Source organism: Xanthocytophaga flava (assembly GCF_030068545.1).
In the GTDB taxonomy this organism is placed as follows: domain Bacteria; phylum Bacteroidota; class Bacteroidia; order Cytophagales; family 172606-1; genus Xanthocytophaga; species Xanthocytophaga flava.
This window is the reverse complement of record NZ_JASJOR010000008.1, coordinates 207,724-231,654: the sequence shown is the minus strand read 5'-3', so window position 1 is coordinate 231,654 and position 23,931 is coordinate 207,724. Positions and strand designations below refer to the sequence as shown.

At 39.2% G+C, this 23,931-nt stretch carries 17 protein-coding genes; 2 read left to right on the top strand and 15 right to left on the bottom strand.

The window, feature by feature from the left end:
* Positions 1-216: 216 nt before the first annotated feature.
* On the bottom strand, positions 217-2,271 hold the full coding sequence (locus QNI15_RS14255; RefSeq protein ID WP_313992800.1) for a glycoside hydrolase family 97 protein: 2,055 nt from the start codon (positions 2,269-2,271) through the stop codon (positions 217-219).
* A 364-nt stretch (positions 2,272-2,635) separates the two neighbouring features.
* Here QNI15_RS14255 and QNI15_RS14250 point away from each other — a divergent pair, with 364 nt between their 5' ends.
* Entirely contained in the window at positions 2,636-6,127 is a 3,492-nt protein-coding gene (locus QNI15_RS14250; protein WP_313992798.1) for a DUF7619 domain-containing protein, read from the top strand.
* A 169-nt stretch (positions 6,128-6,296) separates the two neighbouring features.
* Here QNI15_RS14250 and QNI15_RS14245 read toward each other — a convergent pair whose 3' ends face one another.
* The 9 genes from QNI15_RS14245 to QNI15_RS14205 all read right to left on the bottom strand — a co-directional run bounded on the left by QNI15_RS14245 (position 6,297) and on the right by QNI15_RS14205 (position 16,076).
* Positions 6,297-6,968: a DUF2911 domain-containing protein gene (locus QNI15_RS14245; protein ID WP_313992796.1), complete on the bottom strand. Its 672-nt coding sequence runs from the start codon at positions 6,966-6,968 to the stop codon at positions 6,297-6,299.
* Positions 6,969-7,443: 475 nt separating this feature from the next.
* Entirely contained in the window at positions 7,444-8,571 is a 1,128-nt protein-coding gene (locus QNI15_RS14240; RefSeq protein ID WP_314032248.1) for a protein-glutamate methylesterase/protein-glutamine glutaminase, read from the bottom strand.
* Between the two features lie 54 nt (positions 8,572-8,625).
* Positions 8,626-9,477 carry a CheR family methyltransferase gene (locus QNI15_RS14235; protein WP_313992792.1) on the bottom strand — a complete coding sequence of 284 codons (852 nt, stop codon included), beginning with the start codon at positions 9,475-9,477 and terminating at the stop codon, positions 8,626-8,628.
* Between the two features lie 47 nt (positions 9,478-9,524).
* A complete protein-coding gene (locus tag QNI15_RS14230) occupies positions 9,525-10,796 on the bottom strand; it encodes a TolC family protein (protein WP_313992790.1) in 1,272 nt (423 codons plus the stop codon).
* Positions 10,797-10,960: 164 nt separating this feature from the next.
* Positions 10,961-13,102 (bottom strand): HAMP domain-containing methyl-accepting chemotaxis protein, encoded by a 2,142-nt coding sequence (locus QNI15_RS14225; protein ID WP_314032246.1) that lies wholly within the window; start codon positions 13,100-13,102, stop codon positions 10,961-10,963.
* Positions 13,103-13,222: 120 nt separating this feature from the next.
* Entirely contained in the window at positions 13,223-13,675 is a 453-nt protein-coding gene (locus QNI15_RS14220; RefSeq protein WP_314032244.1) for a chemotaxis protein CheW, read from the bottom strand.
* 32 nt (positions 13,676-13,707) lie between these two features.
* Positions 13,708-14,220: a chemotaxis protein CheW gene (locus tag QNI15_RS14215; RefSeq protein WP_314032243.1), complete on the bottom strand. Its 513-nt coding sequence runs from the start codon at positions 14,218-14,220 to the stop codon at positions 13,708-13,710.
* A 9-nt stretch (positions 14,221-14,229) separates the two neighbouring features.
* Entirely contained in the window at positions 14,230-15,705 is a 1,476-nt protein-coding gene (locus QNI15_RS14210; RefSeq protein ID WP_314032241.1) for a chemotaxis protein CheA, read from the bottom strand.
* The gene (locus QNI15_RS14205; RefSeq protein ID WP_314032240.1) at positions 15,705-16,076 is read right to left on the bottom strand and encodes a response regulator; all 372 of its coding nucleotides are present in this window, start codon (positions 16,074-16,076) and stop codon (positions 15,705-15,707) included. Before QNI15_RS14205 ends, QNI15_RS14210 begins: the two co-directional genes overlap by 1 nt.
* 683 nt (positions 16,077-16,759) lie before the next feature.
* Between QNI15_RS14205 and QNI15_RS14200 the strand changes: the two genes are divergently transcribed.
* Complete coding sequence (locus QNI15_RS14200; protein WP_314032238.1) at positions 16,760-17,356, top strand: GNAT family N-acetyltransferase; 597 nt, start codon at positions 16,760-16,762, stop codon at positions 17,354-17,356.
* Between the two features lie 50 nt (positions 17,357-17,406).
* On the opposite strand, the gene QNI15_RS14195 is transcribed toward QNI15_RS14200, so the two are convergent.
* The 5 genes from QNI15_RS14195 to QNI15_RS14175 form a co-directional block, all read right to left on the bottom strand.
* On the bottom strand, positions 17,407-18,198 hold the full coding sequence (locus tag QNI15_RS14195; RefSeq protein ID WP_314032237.1) for a DUF72 domain-containing protein: 792 nt from the start codon (positions 18,196-18,198) through the stop codon (positions 17,407-17,409).
* A gap of 150 nt (positions 18,199-18,348) precedes the next feature.
* Positions 18,349-18,618 (bottom strand): GlsB/YeaQ/YmgE family stress response membrane protein, encoded by a 270-nt coding sequence (locus QNI15_RS14190; protein WP_313980367.1) that lies wholly within the window; start codon positions 18,616-18,618, stop codon positions 18,349-18,351.
* Between the two features lie 272 nt (positions 18,619-18,890).
* Positions 18,891-20,327: an alpha/beta hydrolase family protein gene (locus QNI15_RS14185; protein ID WP_314032235.1), complete on the bottom strand. Its 1,437-nt coding sequence runs from the start codon at positions 20,325-20,327 to the stop codon at positions 18,891-18,893.
* A 124-nt stretch (positions 20,328-20,451) separates the two neighbouring features.
* Positions 20,452-22,461 carry a TlpA family protein disulfide reductase gene (locus QNI15_RS14180; RefSeq protein WP_313992778.1) on the bottom strand — a complete coding sequence of 670 codons (2,010 nt, stop codon included), beginning with the start codon at positions 22,459-22,461 and terminating at the stop codon, positions 20,452-20,454.
* Between the two features lie 27 nt (positions 22,462-22,488).
* A complete protein-coding gene (locus QNI15_RS14175) occupies positions 22,489-23,898 on the bottom strand; it encodes a RagB/SusD family nutrient uptake outer membrane protein (protein ID WP_313992776.1) in 1,410 nt (469 codons plus the stop codon).
* Positions 23,899-23,931: the final 33 nt, after the last annotated feature.

Below are 23,931 nucleotides of genomic sequence, written 5' to 3'. Positions count from 1 at the left end.
GAGTACCGGAATTTAACTTGAGATAAAATAAAAGAACTATGATTATGTTTAGTACAGGAAGTTGCTACCATTCTATGTCTTCTAAAAAAATCAATTAGCTGCTGAAATAGTAGTAGACCAGCAGCCAACTGATTTTTCCATTTCTTAGGTAAAAACCCTGACTTTTAACAAAAAGCATTTTCAGGTTTTCCTACTTTCGTTATTAACCTAGCTATCTTAGTTAGTCAGAATGATACCACCTTGAGGCTGAATTTCGACTGATACAGTTCCAGCTTGCTTTATCTGAATCTTTTCCATACCGGACTTTCCATCTTTCTTATCAGAGTAACAGGATACTTCTAAATTCTTTAACATGGGTAGATTTAGTTTTAATTTCAAGGCGTCCTTTCCTGCATTTACACCTACCACATACCATTTTGCTCCGTAACGACGCGCCAGTACACAATATTTACCAGGATAGCCATCAATATAAAGGGTTTCATCCCAGGATGTGGGTACTTGCCTCATGAAGTCTATCTCAAATCCTGGTACATCTGTAAGGTTATTTGGCGCTAACGCAAAATTCTGGATTGGACTTTGAAATAGTACTGCCGTTGCTAACTGGAAAATATCAGTTGTTTTTCGGGTCGTTCCGCCATTATTAGTACGGTTGAGGCGTTTATTCAGTAAAGTTCCTCCAAAATCCATACTTCCCACTGTATTCCGAATAAAGGGATGCAGACAGGCATTGAAAGCCTCGTTATCATCAAAATGCTGATTAAAGATCAGGTTTTCAGAAGCAAGGACTGCTTCACTACTTACATAATTGGGATACATACGTTCCCATCCTCTGGGAAGTGTACAACCATGAAAGATAACCATTAATCCATAGTCATTGGCATCACTCAAAATGTCTTCATACAGTTGTATGGTTTCCTGCTTGTCACCACCGAAAAAGTCCACTTTCAGGCCTTTTACACCTAGGCTTTTCAACCACAGCATTTCTTTTTTGCGTGCAACCGATGTATTCATTCGTTGTTTGGGTCCTTGGGGTGCATCATTCCAGAACCCATTCGAATTATACCACAAAAAGATACCCACTCCTTTCGATTGCGCATACTTCAATAGTTCAGACATACGTTCATACCCTATCTGTTTGTCCCATAAGGCATCTATTAAAACATATTCGTATCCCAGTTGTGCAGCAAAGTCAATATATGTTATCTGATCCTGATAATTTGCACTATTATCCTGCCACATAATCCAGCTCCAGGTAGCTCGCCCAAACTTGTATTCCATAGATGGTTTATAAAGCGGTTCTACCACATCAAAAGGAATAGTAGTTTCTACAATAGGTTTAAGAGTCTCTCCTACAGTAATAGTTCGCCAAGGTGTTTCTCCGGGTAAAGCCATACCCGGTTCTGAATTTCCAATACCATTATTTTCTCCTTTTTCAGGGAAAGAAATAGTAAATAGTCCATCTTTTGTTCCTTCACTGAGCCGGGAGCCACAATACGAACTTCCTACACCTGTTTCAGAAAGCAATACCCATCCCTGATTTCCAATACGAAACAATCCGGGAAAGGTAAATCCTAAACCGTATTTGGATGGCGTGCCTAGTGGAGAATCAGCAGTGTACTCTTCCTCATAACTTGGTTTGGTTTGCTTCCAGCCAATCATCGGCTTAGCCTGTGGGGTTAAGAACGTCGTTGTAATTGCAGGAAAGTTAAAACCAGTTGTTTCCTTTTTGATAATACAGCGATATGTTTCAGCTGTCTGAGGCAAAACATACCGAAAGGCGATATCATTATTGCTTACTCTGAAAACAATTTGTATCTGTTGTTTCTGGGGATTGACATAGATACAGGTCAGTTCATTTGCCTGGTAGTGTACTGTAGATTTTTTAATCTTACTTTGTGTATAGGTTTTGTCAATAGAGGAATCTTTTTTACTAAATAAAACCATTGACTGACTAAAATCCCCAATCGTGCTTATCAATCCCAGTGGGGAATCTTCCAGCATCAGCTTTCCTTTATAATTTACAGAATAGGTAGGAACCCCATTTCGCAAACTCAATGAAACTGTTAAAAGTTTATCAGGACTTATAATAACAAGGTTCGTATCCTGCTTTGAATAGGAATGTTTGGTAATATTTGTAGAGAGAACTTTAGTATGTGTAGTGTGCTTTCCGATTATTTTTTCCACCACACTATATACTTGTTTGTTGTTTTGCCCTTGCAGTGTTGGAGTAAACCCACAAAGCAAGTACAAAGCAAAAGCGATTTTTTTCATATGTCTGATCAATTAATAAGTTGATTGCCTAATTAAGTGTATTTAGGACATTAAAAAATGATAGCGCTAAAATATACTTTTTCCAGCAAAATGATAGATTAACCTCATTTTCTAAAAGGGCTCAGTGTTAACGAAATTATGTTGAGGATAGGCAAGACTGTCACTAAGTGTGAGCAGACAAATTTTATGTGTATCACTTTTTGCTTTGAAAAGTAGCAAACATAAAATAGCTCAATCTAAGATGCATATACTTTCCACCCTATTTAAGAATAAAAAAGTCTTTTATGTAATAAAATAACAGACATATAGATAATTAACAAACAGGCTTTATGTATCTTTACAGCCTATCACCTATAACTATACTATGATCAAAATTTTACGTAACACCATTTTATTTTACCTCTCTTTTTTGGCTATCTCTCCAACAGCTCTTGCTCAGGATTATTCATTTAAAAAACATATAGGGCAGATAATCTTATCATATTGCAGTGATGTAGTAGTAGATAAGGAAGGATTTATGTATGTAATTAGTAATAATGATTACTTCGCAAAAATAGATTCCAATAATCAAATTGTGTTTTTTATCCCTATGAGTGGAGGGATAGGTTATCTTGCTTTGGATAAAGAGGAAAATATTTGGGTTTGTAATGAAGGTAGTACTATCATTCAAAAGTATGATACCAACGGTAAACTTCTTCAATCCCTTCAATTAAAAGGATCAAATGCCAATCCTTATTTTAAAGGTATGGAAATAGATCAGCAGAACAATATATGGTTGGTTGATCTATCTACTACACACATTCTGAAATTTGACGCAACAGGAAAGCTTCTTCTGGAATTTGGGACAGCAGGTTCAGGGGATGGACAATTCAATACCCCGGAAGGTATAACCATTGATACACAGGGTAACATCTGGATAGTAGATGCAGGTAACAACTGCATACAGAAATTTGACAAAGATGGAAAGTTCTTGCTTAAAGTTGGGACTGAAGGCTCCGCCAATGGGCAATTTAACCGACCAAGAGATATTGAAGCAGATGATAAAGGTAATGTTTGGGTAGCTGAACAATCCAATAGCCGGATTCAGAAGTTTGATTCAAGTGGCAACTTCCTACTCAAAGTTGGGCCTACTATAGCAAATGGCAGAACAATTAATAATGCCTGGGGCTTAACAATTGATCGTTCAGATAATGTCTGGTTTATAGATTATTCAGGCTTTGGTATTCGTAAATTTGATTCGAATGGCAAATACTTAGGAGAATATGGTGGACCAGGCAATGCAGATGGAAAATTTTCTAATCCTAGTGGCTTACATATAGACAAACAAGGAAATATCTGGGTAATGGATTCTGAAAACAGTCAGATTCAGAAATTTGATAAAAATGGCAGGTTTTTGACAAAAATCGGTTCTAAAGGCACTGGCAATGGCCAACTATTCAGAGCTGCCGGCCTTACGACAGACGAAGAAGGCAATATATGGGTGGCTGACCAAACAAATCAAAGGGTCCAAAAGTTTAATAAAAGTGGAAATGTCTTACTTACATTTGGCTCGCTGGGCTCAGCAGATGGCCAGTTTTATCAACCACTTGATATCACTGTTGATGTACAGGGAAATGTATGGGTGTTAGATCCTGGAAACCAGAGAGTTCAAAAATTTGATAAAAACGGCAATTTTTTATTCAAATTTGGTTCCTATGGGCCAGAAGATGGTCAACTAGGATTTTCGGGAGATATAGCAATGGATACACAGGGTAATCTATGGATAACAGACACTTACTTTCATCGTGTTCAAAAATTTGACCAAAACGGGAAACTCCTCAAAAAAATTCAGTTTAAGCCAAATGGTGATAATGTGTTCCAAGCCCCGGATAAACTTGCCATAGACTCAAAAGGAAATATCTGGGTTCATGATTTTGGTGATAGAATACAGACATTTGATACTACTGGTAAGATTTTATCAACAAGATATCTCTCAATCGCAAGCTTAGCATTTATGGAGTTTGACAGATCAGGTGATCTTTACCTAGCGGATAATAGCTCAGGTGTATGGGTATACAGCAAACATGAGATTCAAACCCTTATTACCGGCCGTGTCTATTCAGATGAAAATCAGAATTGTGCCTTTGATAGCTCTGACAAGCCGCTGGATCAGATAGTCATGGTAGCACAACCGGGAGAGTATTATGGAGTTACAGATGCAGAAGGGAACTATGAGATTGCTGTAGATACAGGTACTTATACCGTTAGTCAGGTACTTGGGGTTGAAAAAAATAGTATCTTACAAGTAACCTGTCCTTCTGATAATGTATCCGATCCGATTACGCTTAAAACCACAGGTAGTACCATTTCGAACATTAACTTTGCCAACAAAATCACATTACTGCCACATCTAACCAGCAATGTTAGCTCAAACCGCCGTCGCCGATGTATGACTAACACTACGATTGTCAATTACGCCAATACAGGATATGGAGATGCAAAGAATGTAAAGGTATATGTAAAAATGCCTCACTATGTAATCTTCAAGTCTGCAGATAAACCTTATACCATTGACAAGGATTCTAATTATGTATTCACTATTGATACTCTAAACGCTCTGCATTCAGGTGTGATTACCATCACTGATTCTGTAGCTTGTATAAACAGTGTACGCGGACTGACCCAATGTACCAAGGTATGGATTACACCTGCTAATGACTATACTTTACCAGATAATTCACAATGGGACAACTCAGACATTGTACTCACAGGTAAGTGTATTGAAAATGGAAGAGTACAAATGGTCATTAAAAATATAGGGCAGGCAATGGCAGATAGTGCCGAGTTTCGTATTTTACTCAATGCTCAACTGGCGTTTCGTAGAAACTACAAGTTGGAAAAAGGAGACAGCTTGATGCTAAAAATACCTGTCAATGGCAAAACCGTTCGTCTGGAAGCAGATCAACGCCCTGATCACCCACGTAAATCACAAACTAACCTCACTATTGAAGGATGTGTAGCGTCTACCAGTGATGTGGTTAGCAAAGGATACGTGGATCTCCTCCCACAGGATGATGCCGAACCGGAAGTAGCTATCCAATGTCTGGAAATCATTGACTCTTTTGATCCGAATGATAAACTGGTAAGTCCTGCTGGCACACCTACTGACCATTATATCCCAACAAGTACTGAATTAAAATATACCATCCGTTTCCAGAATACTGGTACCGATCATGCCTATACAGTTACAGTAATTGATACATTGTCTGAAAACCTGGATATCGCAACATTGCAGATGGGAGCTGTTACACATACTTATTCATTGAAGGTGAGTGGCAAAGGTAAACCGATTCTTATCTGGACATTCAATAATATCAACCTTCCCGATAGCACTCGTGATCAGGCAGGAAGCAACGGATTCATTCAATTCTCTATCAAGCCCAAAGCTAGTCTGCCAGAAAAATCACTGATCGAAAACTTTGCTGATATTATCTTTGACTACAATGATCCAGTTCGTACGAATACTACCACCAATGTTCTGTATGATGTACCAAAAGTAATCAACCCTGCCAATCAGCTGGACGAGAGTATTATCGATGACAAGGTAATGGCTACCGAACCAAATGCATTGAGGGGTAAACTAGCACTCTATCCAAATCCAACTCAGAATCGTGCATGGATTCAGGCATCTGATGTATCTATTACCATACAAGAGATAGTTGTATATAACCTATTGGGGGAGAAACAGATTGTTACACTCTACCAAACACAGCCTCAAACACTTGAGATAAATATGCAAAGCAAACCAAAAGGAATATATCTGGTTCATATACACACCAATAAGGGTACTTCAATAAAACGAGTAGTAGTGCAGTAAGACCTTAGTAAGAATTAATATAGTCTCCATAGCCAGGCAATTAACCTGGCTATTTGCTTTTCATCATACCTGATTTTTTGAAGGGCATCCCTCCTTTCTCATTCACCTACAATGTTGAGATCCTTTTAAGATGTTTAAGATTTGAATAGGCTGATTTGAAAATGGTCCCTTAATTTACAAAAGTCATAGGTATAACTACTTTGGTTTTATCCCAGGTCAGAATCATTTCGACGCCAGTTGGAATTTGATTAAATGTGATGAAGAATGCTTCATAAAGCTGTTCGGCATTAGTTGATGTTACTTCAGTGGTTAGTACATCTTTTGACGGATCATATGTGTATGCACCCCATTGCCCCAAGTCACTGTTAAAAATGATCTTCCACTTGTCTTTATCAGGTACAGTAAACAATGTATAAGTACCCGCTTTTAACACTTTATTCCCAATCTGTAAGTCCTGTGTAGTGGTTACTTCTGTGGCTTCATTTGATCCTGTACGCCATATTTGACCGTAAGGTTCGAGCTTTCCAAAAATCTCCCTCCCTCGCTTCAAAGGTTGTCCATAAGTTACTTTAATATAGATTGTAGATTTTTTATAGGTGGCAATAGCAATAGGACTGGCTCTTTGAATAGGAGTAATTACCGAGTCTGCCTGTGCTGTGTTGGGATCTCTATCTATAATCTGAGGTCCCGAATCTTGAGATATATGCTGTGCTATAGTCTGACCCATGGCATGATGACATACAATCATGCTACTGCTGAAACCAATACTACTCAAAACAGATAAGATTCCCGTTCTTCCTATTACAGAAAAAGACTTCCAAAAATTTAAGTTATGGCTCATAAATAGGTATATATAGTTATAGTAGTTGTTTTCGAATTTGTAAACGCTTGTATAAAGCTCTTTTGTGAATCTAGGAGACTTGTAGAATAGCATCATAAATGACCCAAAAGCTGTTTGCAATAGTTCAAAAGCAGAATGTATTACATTTCAGATGTATAGGTATTATCCCTGTCCTATAAAAGAAACAGTAATGATTGTAGTGCTAAAAACGTTCAGACCAACCTGAATGATGTTTTTAGTTAGTGTAGTGGTAGGTTTTACGAATAATAGTAGAGGCCATTCCAGATATTGCTCTGTATTATCTATTAACCTATAGTTGTTAAGATAAGTAATACGTTTTGTGGTATAAAAGTAGGTCAAAATACTCAGCCTCGTCTAAAAACTAGACAAAGATCCAGATTTAATATACCAAAGCCAGAACAGAATAGATTTGGACACTTTTGCTTTGTAGAGCAAATGCATTTCTATCCTATAACTAACGCAATAAAACAAACGGTGTTCCAAAGTGAGCCAGAATCTTTTTAGGAAGATCTGTTAAACTAATAATCTGATCAGCTGCTCCTAGCTTTATAGCTTCTTTGGGCATTCCGAAAACAACACACGAACTTTCGTCCTGAGCAATGGTTCTTGCACCTGCCTCTTTCATTTTTAATAGTCCACTCGCTCCATCTTTACCCATACCTGTCATAATAATTCCCAACGCATTCTGTCCGGCGCTTACTGCCACCGAATTAAACAGCACATCAACAGACGGTTTGTGACGGTTCACCAGCTCTCCTTCCCGTAACCGTATAGTGTACTGAGCACCGTTTCGCACCAGTTGCATATGTTTGTCACCTGGAGAAATATAGGCATGGCCTCTCATAACCCGTTCCCCATCACGAGCCTCTTTTACATTGATATCACAAAGTGTGTTTACTTGTTCGGCAAAGGAACGTGTAAAGCCAGCAGGCATATGCTGTACAATCAAAATACCAGGACAGTTGGCAGGAATGTTTTTCAGTAGAAAGCGGATTGCTTCTGTTCCTCCTGTAGAAGCACCTATGGCAATGACTTTATCTGTAGTACTGTATATCTTTGAATTGACAGAATCTATATTTTTATGACCAGAGATTTTTGAACCAGGGTGGTTAGCAATAGTTTGATCAGAACCCATCTGACTGGTAGAAGCAACAGAGGTAATACTTCGTTTTCGTACATGAACCATAGAAGCGGCCTTAATGGTATCCGTAATACGGATGGTGGATTCTTCCAGGTATTCTCTGGTATTGCGGATTTCGGATTTGGCAATGATCTCTACGGCACCCAAATCCAATGCCCGCAAAGCCAGTGAGCTTCCATTTTGTGTCAGACTCGAAATGATGACTACAGGTAGCGGATACTGAGCCATGAGTGCTTTCAGGAAGGTAAGTCCGTCCATACGAGGCATTTCAATATCCAATGTAATTACGTCAGGAATGGACTGCTTGATTTTTTGAGCAGCCAGATATGGGTCTGCTGCCGTTGCCATAACCTCCAGCATCGGATCAGCATTAATAATTTCAGTCAACGTCTGGCGAACCAGTGCAGAGTCATCAATAATGAGCACTTTTAGTTTTCGCATTGGAATAAATAGTATGCATTTAGCTACCTGGTTGTGTAGGCATTACGAGAATCCCTATATTTTCTGGAAAAGTGTAGGCTTGATTTGTTTCAATGGTAGTTGCATTCCCAGAATCGATTCGCTGTGTCCCAGAAACAGCAATCCGCCCGGTCGCAGGTGCTGACAAAGTTTTCCAATAACTTCCTCCTGAGTTAGTTTATTAAAATAGATAAGTACATTCCGGCAGAATATAATATCATAATCCGCTTTGAGTAGACCAAAGGAATCCTCCATAAGATTGATCCTTTTGTATATAATCTTTTTCCGGTAAAAGGGTTTGATTCTAAATACATGCGGATCGGTTTTACTTTGCAGAAAATAGGTTCGCCGTATGTCTAAAGGAATAGAACTAATTTTGGATTGCTCGTATATTCCCTGATAGGCTGCCTGTAATGCCCGAATGGAAATATCACTGGCCAGCAAGCTATACGAAAAATCAGGATGCCGCTTTTTATACTCTTCCATCTCCATAATGATCGTATAGGGTTCTTCCCCAGTCGAACAAGCGGATGACCAGATCTTCAATGGGCTCCTGCCTCGTTTGCTCTGGTAGCGAGGCAAAAACTCATTTGTAAGAAAATGAAAATGGGCAGATTCGCGATAAAAGTCAGTTTTATTGGTGGTAATCAGATCAACTACATTATACAATTCGCGTTTTCTACCTTCTTCACTGAAAATATAGTCAATAAATTCTTTATAAGAAGTCATTCCCAGACTACGGATCTTTTTATTAAGCCTTCCTTGAAGCATAGGTTTTTTGCTCTCAGGAAGCTTGATTCCATATTCTTTACTTATATAAGCAGAAATTCGCTGGAAACTAGCAATATCCATTTGCAGTATATAGGGATTTTCTTCCAGTACATTCATACACAACACGTAAGAAGGTTTTACTAATAACTTTAAAACAAAGAGTATTAATCAGTAGGCATGCCAGCTACCGTAGATCCAATCAGCTTTTCGTAACGTCCTGTCATAAAAGACAAATCCAGATGTACTCCAATTAGTTTTTCAGTACTTTCCCAATACAATTGGTGGTAATGCTTTAGTCGCTGGTATTCTTCATCGAGCAGAAGAGGATTGATTTTGCCAATTTTTTCAACAAGGGAGGACTGATGTTCTATCAGCACCTTTACATGCTTAATTCGGGTATCAAGGCGGCGGAGCTGATATTGCAGGTCAGAAAGTTCGTCTTCTTTTTCATCCCATTCATTGCGTAACTCTTCCATGGCTGCCTCCTTGTTATACTGAATGATTTTAAGTTCTGATTTATTCATATTTGAGAACTTAAGTGGAACAGAAAGCATAGCTGTAATGGCATTGTAAGCAGGAGATGGCGCTTCCGGGTTGATTGCTCTGGCTATAAAGTTGTTTCCCAGTGAAAAGGAAATATCCGGAATCCTATTATGCTGTGTCATGAGTAATTGATCATTTGCCATTTGTTCCATCATTGATTTTACCTTTAGCTCAGCATGATTTTTTATGCTATACTGCTGATGTACATCATTCATGGAAAATATGTATTCGGGATTGATAGCTGTATCAGGAAGAATCATGCTATCGGGATACAGGTAATCTACAAATCCCTGTAATGCCTGGATGGCTTCTTCATACTGATGTTGTGCATCCGCCAATGCCAGTTTATCGTGTTCAAGCATAATCAGTTGACGCAAATGTGACAAGCTATCAGATACTGAGCCCGGCTTTATGGGAGGCAAAAGACGATGATAACGTTTCAACTGATTAATTTTTTGCTCCAACACCCAGCACTGATAGTACTGTTTTAAGGCAGACCGGGCAAAATCAAGAACAAACAACTCAAATTCAGCCTCTTCCAGTTGAACTGAACTTCGGGCATATTGTATCCGGTATTTGCGTTTGTTTCCTGTCTCTATTGTATAATTAACCCCTACATACCATTGTTGAGCCATGTTGATGCCACTGATATCACCACAAGCATTCCCAAATTCCAGTTCCGGATCGGGTTTAATTTTAGCTACATCAATATCCAGTCGGGTCAGATTAACCTTCTCTTTTTCTTTTACTATATCAGGATGTTGCATGACTGTATTCAGGAATCTATCCCAGGAAATACGAGTGGGAGGTGTTTGCTGAGCTATGACCTGTGTACATAGCAAAAGCACTATGCCACTACATGCAATATTTTTAAAAAGACGGGGGTGTCTCATAAGGGTAGTAAATACACAAATGATCTGTTTTATAAATGCATTATAAAATGAGACTAGAGATATGCATCTGGTAATTGCATATCCGATAGGTATCCAAATAAATAGCTACCCTGACAACTACATAGATACAGTTGTCAGGATAATCCTAATAAACAACAAGTAGATTAGAACTCTGCAAAGCCCTGGTCAGATACTTCATCGAATTTGAGGTCAAAACCTTTGGATTCTCCTACATGGTAGGTAGAAAGACCTTCAGAATGTGAACTCTTTGTATGTTTCGTTCGCTTGTTCTGTATTCTAAAGGTTGCAGTATTCCCCAACTTAAAGTAGCTAACTGCCGTTTTGAGTTCTTCAGCCTGGCTGTTGAGTTCTTCAGCATTAGAAGACATCTCTTCTGCCGCAGAGGCATTACCTTGTGTAACCTGTGAAAGCTGTTGTACAGCACTGTTGATTTGATCTGCACCTGTGTTTTGCTCAATGCTGGCAGCTGCAATTTCCTGTACCAGCTCGGCTGTCTTTTTCACATCAGGCAACATGTTGACAAACAGTTCTTTGGATTCTCTAGCTACTTTCATGGTTCTGCCAGAGATTTCATTGATCTCTGTAGCTGCTTTCTGGCTTCTTTCTGCCAGTTTACGCACTTCTGCTGCTACTACTGCAAATCCTTTTCCATGTTCACCAGCACGTGCTGCCTCTACTGCGGCATTCAAGGCAAGAAGATCCGTTTTGGAGGCAATTTCTTCAATGATAGAGATTTTTTCAGCAATCAGGGTAATAGCTTCTACCGACTCAGAGATAGCCTGCATGCTAACCTGGATATCGTTTGCTGCTTTATTTGAGATGCGTTCAGTTTCACGTGAGTTATCTGTATTCTGCTGAATATTGGCTACCATCTGTTCCATAGAAGAAGATACTTCTTCTGTAGCACTGGCTTGTTCCTGAGCACCCTGTGACATCTGTTGTGAGGTAGCGGCAACCTGCTGACTGGCAGATGCCACATTTTCTGCACCGTTATAAATAGTAGTCGCTATTTCACGCAGATTGTTGACCATCTGTTCCAGTGCGTCATCGAGATCTCCTCCATGATTTTTCTGTGCTTTGAAATCAATAGTCAGATCTCCTTTGGAAACACGTTTTGCTACTTCTACACTATTGCGGAGTTTTTCGATCATGTGCTGAAGTTCTACCAGCATAACCCCAATCTCATCTTTTTTATCTGTTTTTACATCTGCCGAAAAATCACCAGCAGCCAGTGTCTTAATAGCATTGATAGCTACCTTCAGGGAAGCTGTGATGTCTTTGATTAACCATACTGCACTGAAGATAGCAATACCCACGGCAACCAAAATGGACACACCCATTGTCAGCAATGTGCTAATATACATTTCATCCGTATCTTGACGGTCATCTTCCAGTTGTGTATTGACAATAGCAACAATCTGATCCAATACCTGATCAATTTCATCATCTTTTTGTTCGGCCAGTCCGTTGGCTAGTTCAGCAGCTACATCATTGGAGCTTTCTCTTCCCAAACTAATGGCTTCAGAGTGAGTATCATAAAAACTGGAGAATTGTAGCATATATCGGTCCAGCAATATTTTAGCTTCACCTGTAAGAGAGGTAGACAGCCTGGCAGTTGCCAAATCATGTTTTTGTTCAATCAACGCCGTTTCTTTGGCCTGAACTTCCCGTTCCGCCTTGGTTTCTGCCAGAATGATTGACTTCTCTTGACTTACCAACTGGGTTAACATATCACGAACCTGACCAGCCTGATTGATCTGTTCTTTAGTCCCGCCTGTATTCAGAATAGAAATAAGTTCTTCCAGAATAGCTAAGGATTTTGAATACTCAGAATAACCTTCATTAGAAGACAGATTACTAGCTTTATTTTCTGTGTTTTTGGTGGCAAGAGCTATAATATCATCTGATATCTTTGCATACTCATCCATCTTAGCAACCAGTTGTTTAATGTATTCATCTGCTTGGCCTTCACTAATCTTCTCAAGTTCTGCAGTATTTGTTTTCATCGTCTCGAAATTCTTAGTGATTTCCCTGGCAATATCGTTCATCTTCTGGTCTTCGGATTCCCAGATGATTTTTCTTTGATCACGTGAAATTTCGGTAACATCGTTTTGCAAAAGGCCAATCAGTTGCAATTTACGCGTAGTCACATCAGCAATGGATTCCATGCGCTGATTCATTTCACGAAGGCGGAAGAAGGAAATACTCAGTATGACTCCCATAAGCAGTATTAGCAGAGAGAAAGCCATAATAAGCTTGGTTCTAATGGGTAGATTTTGTATCATAGTAGCGTCTGTTTAACAATGCTGACATACAGCACTGATGTTTACTATTCGGTTGATTTCTATTTTGGTTGATTTCTAACTTTACTGACTGTACGTATTGTGTCAGAGGTAATAGTCTGACTAAAGAGTAAGATCTTGTGAAGAGAAAACCTTTTCAATATCCATGAGCATAGTCACCTCTCCTTGTTTATTAAGTATTCTGCTGATAGGGGCATTGGTCGAATAATTTTCAAACTCGGGAGCTGGCTGTGTCTCATCTTCACGTATTTCAACTACTTCTCTGGCCAGATCTACCAGCGCGCCGATTTCCATTTGTTTCTCATCAATACCGGGGATCAACAAGACCATGATCCGGCTTTTACGGGTAATTTCTGTTTTCGGTAATCCCAGCTTGAGTTTGGTGTCAAGCAGTGGTAGCAGTCGGCCCCGAAGATTAATAATGCCCAGCATATAGTCAGGAGCATTTGGCACTTTGGTAACCTTTTCAAACTCAACCACTTCCTGTACACGGTCTACGCTTATGGCAAATTTCTCATTGCCAAGCACAAACGTCAGATACGCTTTTGCCTCCATGTGTATATGTACTTAGTATATGTAGTAAGAACTTAGATAGATTCTAACTGGAAAAGACGGTCCGGATCGAGTACAAAGGCCAGACTGCCATCTCCCAGAATGGAGCTACCTGCAATAAAATCCTGCTGTCGGTATGCCTCACCCAGAGGCTTTAATACGGCCTGGATCTTGCCTTCAGTACGGTCTACGACCAGTCCTTTTTTCCTGCCATTGGCCAGTATGGTAATGACATCTGCGGTTTTGGGTGGAATCCTGTCCTGGTGAAACTGCCGGGAAAGGGAAAAAACGGGTAACAACTCTTCATTTACCAGAATGGTTTTATTGAGATGATTGTCCCGATTCAATGATTCATAGGGAAGTCGGTTGATCTGTTCAACCAGGTTCAGTGGAATTATATAATGAGTCTGTGCAACTTTGACTAACAATCCTTCGATTATAGAGCGAGATAGAGGTAGTTTAATCTGAAAGCTAACACCCTGTCCAATAGTATTTTTAATCACAATACTACCCCGCAATTCAGTAATCTTTTGCCTGACCACATCCATTCCTACACCTCATCCTGAAATATCCGAAACATGGGTAGCAGTAGAAAGACCGGGATGAAAAATAAATTTGAGGGTTTCCTCTTCCGATAATGATTCATGGGCTTGAACCAGACCATTTTCAATGGCTTTCTGTAATATACGTTCGGGATTGATCCCTTTTCCGTCATCACTGATATGGATGTGTATAAATCCACCAGTATTAAATGCTTTTAGCTTTACTGAGCCATACTCTGACTTACCTACAGCTTTCCGTTGTTCTACAGATTCAATTCCATGATCAATACAATTTCGGATGATATGCATAATAGGCTCTGCCATTACCTCAATCACATCTTTGTCCATTTCTGTTTCTGTACCTTCGGAGAGAAAATTTATTTTCTTTCCCAAGGTTTTGGAAACATCCCGTACTAAACGTTTAAAGCGGGTAACCAATGTTTCAATAGGAACAAGACCAATCTCCAGAGATGTATCTCGCAGTCGATTGGTGACAAGTTCAAGTTGTTCAGTTACATGATTTAAACTATGGGCATTCAGCTGTGAATTGATAGTAGAAAGCTGTGCCTGTAAGATGATTAGTTCACTTACCAGATTAAGCAAATCATCAATTTTGCGTTTGCTTACTTTGATGATTGTATCTGAATCTCCTTTTTGAGAAGAACCAGCAATTTCAGTTTCGGTTTCATCTAATGAAACAGCAGGATTCTGAGCCGAAAACTGACCTACTACAGACGCCAATTCTTCCAGACTAAGTTCATGTTGATAGTATTTTTCTACACAAGTACGGAATTTCTCATCCTCCAATAGGTTTCCAATCGCAATATGTGTAAATACAACCTGAGATTCATCTTCTACAAAAATAAAATAGCTTTCCAGTTCAGGCTGCGAAACCGTTGTACTGATACAAATATTCCAGTAGTCTACTTCTCCATTTTCTTTTTTTGCCAGATGAATTGATGTTGGCCCCAGATCTGCAATATCCTGAACTATAAATACCAACGGATGTGTACCATCTTCTGTAATGGCAATGGTAGGCTTTACCTGAATCAGATAGGTTGCCATTCCTTCATTGGATAGTACAGCAGAAAAAGAAGTCTGAGAGTCGGTCTGAAAATGCTGCAGAAAACCAACCGCGGCCTGGTACTGCTCCTTTAAGGCATCAACATGAGTGATTTTTGCCCAATCCTTTTCCTGTAACAAAGATCTGACTTTGTCAAACGAATTGAGTGTAATGCTAATTAAGCGATCTGTAACCTGTAGCTTACCTTGCCGAAAAAAATCATACACAGTCTCCAACTGATGGGCCAGCTGACCAATATTGTCAAAACCAAACATATTGGCCCCACCCTTGAGTGTATGCATTGTACGAAAAACCTGTTCGAGAGGTGCTGTCGCAAACGGAGTCGCCTCCAGTTGCATTAGTCCTTCATCTAGTTCGTTAAGCAGATCGAGTGCATCCGCCACAAACCGCTGCTGATTCTTATCCATTATCTGGAAAGATTTTCAAGCAAGGCAAAGAAGGTATCTGCTTTATAAGGTTTTCTTACCCAAGCCGCCAGGCCGGCATCCTTTGCCGTGCGCATTTTGACCGGATCTGATTCTGTGGTTAGAAAGACAACGGGAATAGGTAAAGTTGCAGGATTGGCTTTGATCTTTTTTAAGAGTTCCATCCCAGTACATTCAGGCATATTATAGTCTGACAGGACAAGACTTATCTCCTCTGCCTGACGAGAAAGTACTTCCAGAGCTTCATTGCCATTTGTTGTTTTGATAGCATGATACCCTTTCTTTTCTAATATCTCACAAACGAAATCGCGAATGCTTGCGAAATCTTCCACAACAAGTACTGTTTTTTTCATACCCTTCCACTAGTTGACTGAAGCAACACTATAACAGATCTTTTATCCCGATCTGGCAGGAGACAAAAGTAGAGCAAAGAGAGATGGTAATCTTTTCACAAATGCATTGTATCTATTGAGTGTAATAGTTTTAAGTAAAACTATCAATCCAGAGTAAATTTATAAACGTATACTCTTTTTTCGTCTAGTCAGAATACGTTTTTGTCTAAAAAAAAAGCGTATTCATCCTGATATAGGTTTCTGTACGAACAAAATAAAATGTAAGGAATTTCTAAATACACATAATTCATCCTTTTTCTTTTGCTTTTCAGACTTTCAGGTTGTTAATTTCAACATAAACTATTCTTATAAAAAGAGGACGAACTATTTGACTATTAACAACCTATAAGTTTGAAAAACTCAAACAACCAGATAGATCTTTTTCTCCACTGAACAAAGAATGCTTTTAGAACGGGGAAAGATTAACTTGTTATGATAGCATCTGCATAAATACTATGTATGATGGCTATGTGTTTCAGTTGACCAGATTTATATTTCATTCAGGCAACCTGTGTATTAGACTACTATACTATTTTTTTAGTAAGATAGTTTTTGAAAGGTCCTCCAGAATAGTAGGTTTATGCCTATTTTTCATCAGCATTGGTATAGTATCCACTTCTGAATCTGATCTTCAATAAAAAAATATGAATCTTATAAAAACACCTCTGGTACTAAAAGGACAGATGGTAGAACTTGTTTCCTTAGACAAAGCTCATTTTGATACTCTGGAAAAGCTGGCAACAGAGGAAAAAATCTGGCAATTTTATCCTTTTGACCTCGCTAACCCTGAAAAGTTTAAAGCTACTTTACCAGCAGCATTGGAAGAAAGAGAGAAAGGAAGTCAATTTCCCTTTACTATTTTTTACAAGGAGAAGATAATAGGAAGTACACGATACATGGATATTCAACCTAAACACAAAAAGCTGGAAATAGGCTTTACTTGGATGCATCCAGACTATTGGGGAAGCGGCATTAATACAGAATGTAAATTTCTCCTCTTACAGTATTGCTTTGACTATCTGGAAATTCAGAGAGTGCATATTAAGACAGATGAAATGAATGTAAGGTCAAGAAAAGCTATTGAGAAAATTGGAGGACAGTTTGAAGGTATCATTCGAAATGATATGGTCCGGGATAATGGAACCAAAAGGAATTCAGCGTCCTATAGTATTATTGATCAGGATTGGCAACATGTTAAGGTACATCTGCTTCAAATGCTGGGAGTAACTGTTTTGGACTAGTAACTATATCTCCTATTAGCTATAACCAGAAGAGAGCTTGCTACTAACTATCAAGTAAGCTCTTCTATCATGGTATATAATCTCCTGGAGTCTTTAATAGCATGTCCCTGAATGGTATTATTAAAAAACACCCAGATTTCTTTCCCATCCAACAACCAATCCTTGATCATAAGTGCATACTTTTCCAACTTCTCGTCCGAGTACGAAGAAGAATACAATACCTCATCTCCATGTAAACGCATATAGACAGTATTTGTAGTAGCAATTTCAAGACCCGGAAACCGCTTACCACCACTCGAAATAACAAAGCTGATTTCTCTATCCCGCATAAGGTCCAGAGAGTCCTCCGCAAACCATGATTTATGACGAACTTCCAGTGCAAAAGGTTGAGTAGGATATTTTTCCCGCAGCAGGGAAAAAAAATCTTCAGTTAGAGATTTATCAAAGTGAAAACTCGATGCAAGCTGAATCAGTACTGGCCCCAGTCGGTTACCCATCAGCTGATAGCGTGACATAAACTTTTCCAACGATTGGGCACAATCAACAAACTTGCGTTTATGGGTAATTTCCTGATGCAATTTTGCCGCAAACCGAAATGAAGTAGGTGTACTCTGTAGCCATTTCTCAATAGTTTTTATCATAGTGAAGTGATAAAAGCTACTATTGATTTCGGTTGAATTAAATCGTGTGGCGTAGTAGGGTAAATAGTTAGAAGATGCCAAGTCAAGTGGGTAAAATAGTTCTTTCCAGCGATAGCTCCAGCCTGACGTGCCTATATATAGGTTTGGGATTGCATTCAAACTGTTTGTATCTTCCTTATTGACTATATTTACTTTGTTCATTGTAAGATCTGGTCATTTAGAATCTTAGGTTTATATATCAATCTAATCTTTCCTGTACTTCCTATTCAGATTGCCTTTACATAGATAAGAAACAAATAAGCCACCAACTATCCTTAGATACCCAGTGGCTCATTTAGTATAGAGTATATTTTATACTCTGGTTCGGCTACGTGGCTTAGCAACCATAGCATAAATCCAAAGTAACACCAATGATCCTCCAATGGCTATCAGCAGACTTCTAAAATTGAAGCCATCCACGCTTCCCCAACCAATGGCAGACGCAATAAATCCACCAAGAACGGCACCTACAATACCTAATAAGATAGTAGTAAGCCAGCTATTTGATTGGTCACCTGGCATGATCAATTTTGCCAAGGCACCAGCTATAAGTCCGAAAATAATCCAAGTCAGAAGTCCCATAGTTGTATTATGTTAAATTGTAAATATGGTTAAATAGTTAAACTATACCAGCAGATACTAAATAACTGTGCCAGAACACTTTTGAATAAATAAAAATCCCTGCTTCAGAGAAGTCAGGGATTTTTCCAGCTATTAAAACTACATAGTTGCACTCTTTACTAACAACTATGTGTATGGGAACAAATTGAAGGCAAATACTCCCACTAATCAAACATATTCTCCTCGAAACAGGCAAATGAGAGTACCAGACTGCCATATAGCGGGTACTCACATTATTTACCAGACGTAAGATGCTGAGAAATCCAACTGCTGATCATCTGCAAAGCTTCTGGGGAGAAGGTTTCTTCCAGTTCAGATGACTCTTCATTGGTACATGTTTTACAATGCTGAAACAAATGATTTAATCCAGGCAATAAAACCGTTTTAAAATCATTGTTGCCTCCTTCTTTCAGATACTTATCAAAACTTGCCAGGTTTTCTTTTCCTACCACCATTAGATCTTTATCGCCATTTAATGCCAGTACAGGTACTTTAATCTTAGTCACCACATGAGCGGGATCATATTGAATCATATATCGATACCAAGGTGTAGTGGCCTGTCGTATATACCGTTGTGTAAAATTATCCCCTCTATACTCAAGCAAATTCATCTTTGAAAGCAACTCCTGATTTTGTGTAGCTTTCCAGGATGAAAAAGCATCTTTTATCTTGGTATCCAGATCCTTAGCAGATGCATTGTCCCGCACTGTAGTAAACCAAATCTTAAACAGTTCATTGAATTTTTCAACATGTTCTTCCGGAAGTCTGGATTTTCTCAGTAGCGCGTCGTTTTGAGTAATCGTGACATCCAGTCCGCTTAACCCCACTCCTGCCAGTAATACCATAAATGCCACATCAGGGGATGAAGCAGCCACCAGAGAAATCACGATTCCTCCTTCACTATGCCCAATCAAGCCAATTTGTTTGGGATTAATGTCTTTCCGTGATTTTAAATACTCAATAGCCGTTTTAACATCTGCAGCAAAATCAGCGGTCGTTGCCGCCATATAGTCACCAGTGGTCTCTCCTACTCCTCTGTCGTCCATTCGTAGTACAGCAATTCCTTTTCGGGACAAATGATCTGCCAGTATCCAGAACATTTTATGTTTTGCCATTGTCCCATCTCTGTCCTGTGGGCCTGTACCACTTACCAGGATTACCACTGGATTCTCTTTATTCTTATTAGGTACAGTAACAGTAGCACCAAACCGAATGGAAGAATCCTTGTTTGAAAAGTGAACATTCTCTATCTGATAGGGAAATGGAGGTTTGGGGTCCTGAGGTGTTGAAATATCCATTATTTTAGAAATCCTGTGTAAGGAGAACAAAACCTTAGAGTCTCCCAGACTCGCCTGTCCCTGTAGTTGAGTACCTCTTTTCGAAAAAAACCCGTTAAATCCCATCCCCGACCTTTTACAGGAAACTGAAATACTATCTCCATTCAGCGTCGCAATACCAGTATCAGGTACAGAATAATAGCTCTCAGGCTGTAGTATTACAACTGGAAATGATTTTTGTATTGAGGTATGCCATCTCAGGATCAATCGTTTCATGCCTGTCTGTCCCTGCCAGATAACAGAATCTGAAGGAGCAAAAGAGAAAGCCAGCAATGGGGTAAAACTGAATAGTGAAGAAATTATACCAAGTAATAGAAAGAAAACGCTTTTCATTATCAGTGAGGAAGAAAAATACAAGTATTTAGAGGCTACAAGAAAAAAGACAACAGGATTATGTTTAAGAGTAAATAATCCTGTTGTCAGAAAAAACGCACCTTGTCATTTATCAGAAAAGAATTTATTTGGCATTCCGGGTCATTTCAATCATTGCTGACATTTCATCCAGTAAAGCACTGGCGCTGCCTTTGTACCCTGTAGCTACAAAACGCAAATTACCATCCTGATCAATAATCAGCTTTAAAGGAATACCTGATATACCCAATCCTTTGGAATATTGTGCATATACCTCTTCATTAGTTTTACTTCCAGCAGCTTTATTGTCAAACAAAACATTAAACGGATATTTATTATCTGCAATATACTTCTTAACACTTTCCTGATAATTAACTTTAAACTCCTGAGTATCTACAAAATAGAACACAACATTTGGATCATTTTTATATTTATTGACTGCCAACTGCATTCCAGGGAAAGAAGCGACACAGGGTCCACACCAGGTAGCCCAGAAATCAAGTACCACCACCTTACCTTTGAGTTTAGATAGTTCTACCAGATTACCATTCATGTCTATCATCTTGAATTCAGGAAGTGGCTTTTTTATCATTTCTGCAGAAAGGGTTTCATTCATAGCAGAAAGTGACTTCTGGTCTTTCAGAGAACTAAGGTATTTATCAAATCCCTGGTCTGACTTATTCTGTTTGATATATTCTTGTTTCAATCGATCCAGCATTTCAGGTGTAGCTGCATTCGCATGTACACTGGCAGTCAATACGGTTGGGATCTGATTGCCTCTTCCATTTTTTTCCAGTAAGGTAATGTACTCATCATTCAATGTAGCCTTCTTATACTGATGAATAGCTTCTGCCCGTTCGGCATAAGCAAGAGCCTCTTTCAAATTACCCGTTCTGTGCAGCAATCCTACATGGATAGGCAGCCACTGACTGATCATTGTATCCACTTTAGCTCTCCATTCCAGAGGAGAATAATACCACTCATTTACAGTTGACTGATTTCCCAAGGCGTCCATTCTCTCAATCAATAGAGTGGAATACGGCAATAAGTCAGTATCTGACATTTGCTTATGCATAATAGCCAATTCTATCCCTTTATAATAAGTAAAACTCAGAGCACTCATTGGCGCAATAGCGATATACGGTTTGAGTGCCGGATAGTTTTTGGTAATAATTGCCTGTAACATTATATCCTGATAGACCCTGCCATAATCAAAATCGCGTGAAGTAGCTTGTCCACTTTTAGCAACAGGTGCCGGATAATCTTTCAGAAATTTCTCCAGAGCCGCTATTCTTGCTTTAAAATCTCTTACATTACGGATTGCATCATATGCTTTCTGACGGGCTAGAATCCCTTTAGGATATTTTTTAAGAATGATAGCTTCTAACGAATCAGCAGAAGCGTTTTTTTGCAAATTATATTTAAGTATGTCCCAAACCTCTATCAGCTGCTTTTCTGTTGCATTTGGCTGTGATTTCACAAAAGTAACACCTCTCTGAATATCTGCCTTGGCAGCCTCTCCCTTGAAAGCTTTGATAGCCCTGGCATACAAACCAAGTAGATTCATCTTGTTTTCAGCATCCGGGTAGGTTAGAATTTCCTGACTGAGCCAGTGAAAGGTAGCAGTATCACTGATGATTGTTTCCTCAACAAAGTATTGGGGTACATTGTGACCATAATTAGGAGAACGGAAAAGACCATAACCAGCATACGCGCCACGGGCTACTCTTCCACTTTTATCAACCATCATATAGGTATATCCATTTGCCAGTTTGTCTCCTCCCATATTTTTATCTTCCACAATTCCGGATCTGAATTTGAAAGCAACAAATCCTACAGTAGAAGGTACAGTGACTTTTGCCTTCCAGACACTACCTTCTTCTGTTAGTGGAATATCTTTTACATCCCACTGATACTGATTGTACAAATAGAGAACACAACTAATCTTAGTCATTCCCTCCAGTGGAGTACCTTTAGGATCATAACAGAGTGTAAATGTATCTCCTGGCTTGGGTCTTTCAGGGTCTACGATCAGATGACGTGTATCCTGCGCCTGTATTGTATAAATACTCATCAGCAAAGCCATGAGTATCCATAGCCAGTTGTTCTTTTTCATATCTGAAATTGGTTTGTTGATTGGATTTTATCTTGGATTTTGTTCTATTTCCGGATTAAACTGTATGTACTTGTCTCCTATTGGAAATACATACCGGTTACTATTGGGTTCTAGGGTATATTCCGTCCCTTGGTAGTTTCGTTTCAGTGTTTTGGCAAAGCGAGAATCCTTGTTTAACCGTTTCAGATCAAACCACCGGAAACCACCATGGCAGAATAACTCTCTTCGACGTTCTTCCAGTACTTTTACTAACGCATCCATCGCATCAGTAGCTGTCAGGTCTGAATACTCCTCTGATTTGAATCGTTTTAGTCGTAACTGATTAATAAGGTTCATAGCACCGGAAGCATCCTGATTACGAGCCAGCGCCTCTGCTTTAATGAGCATCATTTCACCTACAGAAGGACCCGTATTCCGGTTTTCGAATGTAAGGTAATCTTTGTAATAAGCCCTTCCAGTATATCCAGAAGCCAGCGAAGATGTAGGAGCAGTAAATAGCACATATCTCAAGTCTTGAGTTCCCAAAAGACTCAGCAATTCATTGCTTAACCGCAAAACAGTAGGACTGTATCTGAAATTGGTTGAAGCTGTTTTAGAGAGAATAATCTCCGGATCACTGGTTGCCATTGGATAGGTAGCATTCAGGTATTGTTGGAGATCCAGTAATGTATTCTGAATCGACAGCGCACTATCTGCATACTGTGCACCTTCACTATATTTCTCCATCCGGTGATACGTCCGTGCTAGAAGTGCATAAGCAGCAGCTTTAGATGGCAATGAATTTACAGTATTAATTCGGGGTAAATATGGAAGCGCTTTTTTCAAATCATCAATTACCTGGTCATATACAGTTTGCACAGTAGCTCTGTTCAGTTTTGCATCCAGAGAGGGTTCCAACAATAAAGGAACTCCCGGATCTGAGGCTGAAGTAGTCGCATCATAGGCTTTCGCATAGGTAGATACCAGATTCAGGTATGCTTCTCCACGATGTACAAGCGCTTCTGCCCAGATCTGGTTTTTTTCGGCAGTTGTGCCATTGATACTGCTTAATACTTCTGAAATGACAACATTTGCATTGTAAATAACCCCATATACTGGTTCCCAATCCATATCCGTTTCCAATGTTGTATAGAAAGAAGCACTCCATAAGTAGCCATTCGCAAAATTAATCCGGGATACGGTGTTTAAAGAGGAAGAAGAAAGGGGTACAAACAGGGCAGCTTGTTGTGCACTATCCACAATATCCACATCATCCGAACACACATCTGGTAGAGTTACAGAGCTTATTAACCCTGAGCGGTTATTCATCAGATACCGATAGTTTTGTGTTTCTTTGGGAACCAAGGTGCCCTTTGTACGGATGTCCACATAATCCTTGCACCCTTCGAGCAATAGGGTCAAACACACAAGTATAAAAAGCACTATATATTTTTTCATAGTAATTCACTGATTTACAATTGGAAAGAATCT

What these genes read in the sequence shown, in the direction of transcription:
- QNI15_RS14225 (WP_314032246.1), bottom strand. Translation starts at nt 13,102, where the DNA reads ATGATACAAAATCTACCCATTAGAACCAAGCTTATTATGGCTTTCTCT.
- QNI15_RS14195 (WP_314032237.1), bottom strand. Translation starts at nt 18,198, where the DNA reads ATGAACAAAGTAAATATAGTCAATAAGGAAGATACAAACAGTTTGAAT.
- QNI15_RS14245 (WP_313992796.1), bottom strand. Translation starts at nt 6,968, where the DNA reads ATGAGCCATAACTTAAATTTTTGGAAGTCTTTTTCTGTAATAGGAAGA.
- QNI15_RS14205 (WP_314032240.1), bottom strand. Translation starts at nt 16,076, where the DNA reads ATGAAAAAAACAGTACTTGTTGTGGAAGATTTCGCAAGCATTCGCGAT.
- QNI15_RS14235 (WP_313992792.1), bottom strand. Translation starts at nt 9,477, where the DNA reads ATGAATGTACTGGAAGAAAATCCCTATATACTGCAAATGGATATTGCT.
- QNI15_RS14240 (WP_314032248.1), bottom strand. Translation starts at nt 8,571, where the DNA reads ATGCGAAAACTAAAAGTGCTCATTATTGATGACTCTGCACTGGTTCGC.
- QNI15_RS14190 (WP_313980367.1), bottom strand. Translation starts at nt 18,618, where the DNA reads ATGGGACTTCTGACTTGGATTATTTTCGGACTTATAGCTGGTGCCTTG.
- QNI15_RS14200 (WP_314032238.1), top strand. Translation starts at nt 16,760, where the DNA reads ATGAATCTTATAAAAACACCTCTGGTACTAAAAGGACAGATGGTAGAA.
- QNI15_RS14230 (WP_313992790.1), bottom strand. Translation starts at nt 10,796, where the DNA reads ATGAGACACCCCCGTCTTTTTAAAAATATTGCATGTAGTGGCATAGTG.
- QNI15_RS14215 (WP_314032243.1), bottom strand. Translation starts at nt 14,220, where the DNA reads ATGGATGTGGTCAGGCAAAAGATTACTGAATTGCGGGGTAGTATTGTG.
- QNI15_RS14220 (WP_314032244.1), bottom strand. Translation starts at nt 13,675, where the DNA reads ATGGAGGCAAAAGCGTATCTGACGTTTGTGCTTGGCAATGAGAAATTT.
- QNI15_RS14185 (WP_314032235.1), bottom strand. Translation starts at nt 20,327, where the DNA reads ATGAAAAGCGTTTTCTTTCTATTACTTGGTATAATTTCTTCACTATTC.
- QNI15_RS14250 (WP_313992798.1), top strand. Translation starts at nt 2,636, where the DNA reads ATGATCAAAATTTTACGTAACACCATTTTATTTTACCTCTCTTTTTTG.
- QNI15_RS14175 (WP_313992776.1), bottom strand. Translation starts at nt 23,898, where the DNA reads ATGAAAAAATATATAGTGCTTTTTATACTTGTGTGTTTGACCCTATTG.
- QNI15_RS14210 (WP_314032241.1), bottom strand. Translation starts at nt 15,705, where the DNA reads ATGGATAAGAATCAGCAGCGGTTTGTGGCGGATGCACTCGATCTGCTT.
- QNI15_RS14180 (WP_313992778.1), bottom strand. Translation starts at nt 22,461, where the DNA reads ATGAAAAAGAACAACTGGCTATGGATACTCATGGCTTTGCTGATGAGT.
- QNI15_RS14255 (WP_313992800.1), bottom strand. Translation starts at nt 2,271, where the DNA reads ATGAAAAAAATCGCTTTTGCTTTGTACTTGCTTTGTGGGTTTACTCCA.